A 3,735-nucleotide genomic window follows, 5' to 3' on the forward strand; every position below is an offset into this window, starting at 1 on the left:
AAGTGGCGCAGATTCTAAAGGATATACTTTAGTAACATGTCACAATACAGATAGATGTGACGTTCCTTGGGACTTAGGTTGGAGTGATAAAAAAATGAAATTCTGGCTAATTAGAGTACATTTTTAAAATGAGCTGTATCAGTTTTTGATACAGCTCATTTTTTAACTTATTCTTCTTACACTTGTCTTCTTGCAGCTATCTTCTTATATCCAACTAAGGATATAATTCCAAAAAATACTGTTATAGATATATACTGTACTAAAACCTTTAGCACAAACATTATGCTGATAAACCAGCTAAGTTACTTGCCAAGAAAACTAATGTTATTTGAATCAATACAAGGATATTTACTATAAAATAGTACGCTATTACTTCAGTTAATATTATTTTACTTATTTCTTTATATGAATATCCTAAAAGTCTTAATTGTTCAAAATTTTCTTTTCTTCTATAAGCTTCAATAAAGAACTTATACATTATTGTAAAATTTAATATTACAACAACAAATATAAAACTCGCTAAAGCAAAGATATTTATTACACTATATTCTTGATACTGACCTATGACTACAATTGTAACTACTGCAGTTATTATATACATTAATACTAAGGATGTAGACCTTTTTATTGATGTATATAAGTTACTTATAATAATTAACTTTATCTTATCAGTTATAAAAATTTTTATTTTTATAATCAGCTAAAGCGTTTGGAATTACATATCTTACTACTCCTTGAATACCAAAAATAGATGTTACTATAGCTGCTAACATTACAAATGCTATATCTTTCCTTGATACAGGCAATAAAAGTGAAATCAAAGGAATAGAATAAAAGATTATATATATATACATCTTCATTTTTGACCTTTTAACGTTAGGAATAAAGCTACTTTTCTTTTTTATTATTAATTCCTTAATTTTCTTTTTGTATATTTGTCCTGAATTTATTAGAAATACCACTAAACATTCTACAATTGTCATTATTATAGTTATTGCTAAAGATTGTGTACATACATAGGATGTTGGATTTTCTATATTAATCATTTGAAAAACTTTTCTCATAATAATTGGATTAATAATATATCCTAGAATACACCCAAGTAAAATAGCAACTAAACTCATTATAAGATTTCTCACTGAAATTATTATAAATATCTCAAATGTAGATTTTCCTGATAGTGTTATAACTCCATATTCTTTATACTTATCTTCTAAGTAATATGAGTTTGCAAATATCATAAATAGTATTAATACACTTAAAACTACAACTCCTAATATCGATAAAATTGTATATTCATATGATCTTTGCGGAACAATCTCTTCATTATATATTATATTGAAGCTTACAAATATTATGGCTATAGACATAGTCATTGTTATCATATAAAAATAGTTTTCTTTTAAATCATTTTTTATTGTTAAAAAAGATATACTTAAATACGCCCATAAGCTCCCCCTATAACATATCTATTAAATTTTGAGAATCTTTTGAAGTAATATCGACAATCTTATAGAAATATTCTTTTTGACTTTCTTCTCCTCTATTTAAAACCGCTTCCACTTTACCATCTCTAATGAAAATCAATTTTTTCGAGTAGCTTGCAATAATATTATCATGGGTAACCATAATAATGGTTATTCCTTCATCATTTAATTCTTTTAACATTTTCAATAACTCATGAGAATTTTTAGTATCTAAACTACCTGTTGGCTCATCAGCTATTATTATTCTAGGATTACTAACTAAAGCTCTTGCACATGCAATTCTTTGACTTTGTCCACCTGAACACTGTGCTGGATATTTATTTAACAACTGGGTTATTCCTAATTTACTTGAAATTTCATTAACTCGTTCTATAATTTCTTTTTTGGGCTTTGAAGCTAAAATTAATGGAATAGCTATATTTTCTTTTACAGTTAAATTATCTAAAAGATTAAAATCCTGAAAAATAAATCCTAGATTCTCATATCTAAATTTACTTAATTCCCTTTCCTTCATGGATTGCAAATTTTTTCCCTTAAAGAATATTTTCCCTCTTGATACTTCATCTATAGTAGAAATAACATTTATAAGTGTAGATTTTCCTGATCCAGATGGTCCCATAATACATGTAAAATCGCCTTCTTTCACAGTAATATCAATACCATTTAAAGCAATACATTCTTCTTTTCCTTCTCCGTATATCTTGTATAAGTTCTTACCAACTAGCTAATTATACTGAGTTAGGATATACCGATGTAAATGAGTGGTACGGAGAAATAAATGTATTAAGTAGCAACGAGCATGAATATTTAGTAGGTAAGATGGGGAATAAAATTGAAGATTTAAATGAAGTAATAGTTCAGTTTTATGGGGATTTTATAATACTGTCTAAAAGTGATAATACCAATACAAAAGTATATTCACAAAAGGGAAAGTTATTATTAGAATTAGATGACAGATATTATATTAATAATACAGATTTATATGGTGATGATTATGAAGAAAATATATTATTATTGAGAAATGATAAAGATGAGAATGTTACTATAAATATACATGGCAAAATTGCAAAGTAGTATTAATGCTATGACAGGTGTCATAGCATTTTTTTAATGTATAGGAAAGTATAAACAGCTTAGAAAAAATGATTTTATTATGTTTTTTTCATATTCTTCTCAATAATTGACAAGAATAAATATAAAGTTTAAAATACAATAATAGGAACTTACGTTCGCAGATTGGTTAAGTTTAATATGGACAGAATATATATATAAAATGAAGAGGGGACAAGAGTATGATAGATAAAATAGTAATTAAGGGAGCTAGAGTACATAATCTTAAAAATGTTGATTTAGAAATTCCAAGAGATAAGTTAGTGGTATTTACAGGGCTATCAGGTTCTGGAAAATCATCTTTAGCTTTTGATACATTGTATGCAGAAGGGCAAAGAAGGTATGTAGAGTCACTATCTGCTTATGCAAGACAATTCTTAGGTCAGATGAATAAGCCTGATGTTGATTATATAGAAGGATTATCACCAGCTATATCAATAGATCAAAAGACTACAAGTAAGAATCCTAGGTCTACAGTTGGTACAATAACAGAAATATATGATTACTTAAGATTATTATATGCAAGAGTTGGAACACCATATTGTCCAAAGTGTGGTAAAGAGATAAGTCAACAATCTGTTGACCAAATTGTTGATAAAGTAATGTCTCTTGGGGATAGAACTAAGATTTTAATATTATCTCCACTTATAAGAGGTAGAAAAGGGAATCATGAAAAAGTAATAGAAACAATAAAGAAAAATGGTTTTGTCAGAGCAAGAATAGACGGAGAGATATACGATTTATCAGAAGATGAAATAAAGTTAGAGAAGAATATAAAGCATAATATAGAAGCAGTAGTAGATAGAATAATTATAAAGGATGGAATAGAGGGAAGGCTTACAGATTCTTTAGAAACAGCCTTAAAGCTAGGAGAAGGATTAGCACTTGTAAGTGTTATAGGAGATGATGATATATTATTTAGTGAAAAATTTGCTTGTCCTGATTGTGGAATAAGTATAGATGAACTAGCTCCTAGATTATTTTCTTTTAATTCACCATTTGGTAAATGTGATTATTGTGATGGTCTAGGAACTCTATATGAAATAGATCCAGATTTAGTAATACCAGATAAAAGTCTAAGTCTTATGGAGGGGGCAATTTCAAGCTGGGGAGCTGGAAGGTTAAAAGATGACTCTTG

Annotated in this window: 5 protein-coding genes and 1 pseudogene; 3 read left to right on the plus strand and 3 right to left on the minus strand. The window is 27.6% G+C overall.

The features are described from left to right. The coding region (locus DR024_RS04900) for an amidase domain-containing protein (RefSeq protein ID WP_172458920.1) at positions 1–127 on the plus strand (127 nt) is incomplete at its 5' end. 153 nt (positions 128–280) lie between these two features. Here DR024_RS04900 and DR024_RS04905 read toward each other — a convergent pair. The 3 genes from DR024_RS04905 to DR024_RS04915 all read right to left on the minus strand — a co-directional run bounded on the left by DR024_RS04905 (position 281) and on the right by DR024_RS04915 (position 2,187). Next, positions 281–601 (minus strand): hypothetical protein, encoded by a 321-nt coding sequence (locus DR024_RS04905; protein ID WP_111918270.1) that lies wholly within the window; start codon positions 599–601, stop codon positions 281–283. A 67-nt stretch (positions 602–668) separates the two neighbouring features. After that, positions 669–1,385: an FtsX-like permease family protein gene (locus DR024_RS04910; RefSeq protein WP_111918272.1), complete on the minus strand. Its 717-nt coding sequence runs from the start codon at positions 1,383–1,385 to the stop codon at positions 669–671. Between the two features lie 73 nt (positions 1,386–1,458). Further along, positions 1,459–2,187 carry an ABC transporter ATP-binding protein gene (locus tag DR024_RS04915; RefSeq protein WP_111918274.1) on the minus strand — a complete coding sequence of 243 codons (729 nt, stop codon included), beginning with the start codon at positions 2,185–2,187 and terminating at the stop codon, positions 1,459–1,461. Between the two features lie 119 nt (positions 2,188–2,306). On the opposite strand from DR024_RS04915, the gene DR024_RS04920 reads away from it, so the two are divergent. Continuing rightward, complete coding sequence (locus DR024_RS04920) at positions 2,307–2,561, plus strand: hypothetical protein (protein WP_111918276.1); 255 nt, start codon at positions 2,307–2,309, stop codon at positions 2,559–2,561. Between the two features lie 218 nt (positions 2,562–2,779). After that, a pseudogene (locus tag DR024_RS04925) lies at positions 2,780–3,735 on the plus strand (excinuclease ABC subunit UvrA); the annotation flags it as partial.

Origin of the sequence: Clostridium paraputrificum (genome assembly GCF_900447045.1) — a bacterium.
GTDB classification, from domain to species: domain Bacteria; phylum Bacillota; class Clostridia; order Clostridiales; family Clostridiaceae; genus Clostridium; species Clostridium paraputrificum.